The 1,113-nt window shown below is 36.7% G+C and carries 1 protein-coding gene; it reads right to left on the bottom strand.

Annotated features, from left to right (window positions below; all coding sequences use genetic code 11):
* Positions 1 to 51 precede the first annotated feature (51 nt).
* A complete protein-coding gene (locus C200_RS12640) occupies positions 52 to 915 on the bottom strand; it encodes an IS5 family transposase (protein ID WP_032126540.1) in 864 nt (287 codons plus the stop codon).
* Positions 916 to 1,113: the final 198 nt, after the last annotated feature.

Genomic DNA, 1,113 nt, shown 5'->3' with positions numbered 1-1,113 from the left:
CACAAAGCTGTAAAGATGAAATCTCGTTTACGCCAATGGTAGAGGGTGTCTTTAAACCCCTTTTTTTATGATTTTTCCAAGCATATTCTTTATCATCGCAAGGTAAATTAAACTCTCACTATAATTAACTTTATATTCATAGTCCTTACTAAGTCGACGATATTTTCCAATCCAAGCAAAAGTTCTTTCAACAACCCACCTTTTTGATTGTGCTTTAAACCCATCAACAACCTCATAACCTATACTTTCAAGGTAACTCGCAACATCGGTTACATCAGAAGGGACCCAAAAGTATTTTCTAGGCCTTTTAATCACTTCTATTATTTTATTAAACTTCTTCTTTATTTCATTTGAAAACTTATAGCCATTATACCCCATATCAACATAAACAGTTTTTAATCGATGGAATTTTCCAACAATGGAGTCTAAAAGGCGGGTGAGACCTTTTCTGTCACCAAGGTTAGCCTCTGTGACTTTTGCTTTGATAAGAAGACCGCTTGTATCCGTGATTATATGCCTTTTCCTACCATTAATCTTCTTGCCCCCATCATATCCATGTAAGCCACCACGATCCGTTATTTTAACAGATTGACTGTCAGCAATTCCTGCTGAAGGTGTTGGCTTTTTACCATCAAGTTTTCTCAGCTTATTCCTTAAAATAGCATGTATTCTTTCAAAAATATTACATTTAATCCAACTACGATACTGTGTATACACTGACTTCCAGGGAGGAAAGTCTTTTGGTAGGTGCCTCCAGGAACATCCTGTTCTTAGTAGATACAAAGTTGCATCAAACATGACTCTTTTCCCATATTTAGGTGGTCTCCCTCCTAGCTTTTTACTGTTAACCAAGTATTTCCTTATCAAAGTCCACTCAGAATCGCTAATGTTGTCAGGGTAAAGAGGTGAATTCATGCAAAATAACCGAATATAGTGATTTATAATCAATAATCTATCAAAAAAGGGGTTCATACTACACTATCTAAATGGCTATTTAAGCTGCTACAGAAAAGCGGTGTTTTTCCTTTTTGCATACAGCTTTGAATTGGCCATCACCAGGCTCTAGCCGGTTATCTTAGGCATGGATATGACCTAGACCTGACTGACCTTCAA

Origin of the sequence: Piscirickettsia salmonis LF-89 = ATCC VR-1361 (assembly GCF_000297215.2) — a bacterium.
Lineage (GTDB): Bacteria > Pseudomonadota > Gammaproteobacteria > Piscirickettsiales > Piscirickettsiaceae > Piscirickettsia > Piscirickettsia salmonis.
This window is presented reverse-complemented; position numbering and strand designations above follow the sequence as displayed.

Coding starts and splice junctions, on each gene's coding strand:
- C200_RS12640 (WP_032126540.1), bottom strand. CDS start 915: ATGAATTCACCTCTTTACCCTGACAACATTAGCGATTCTGAGTGGACT.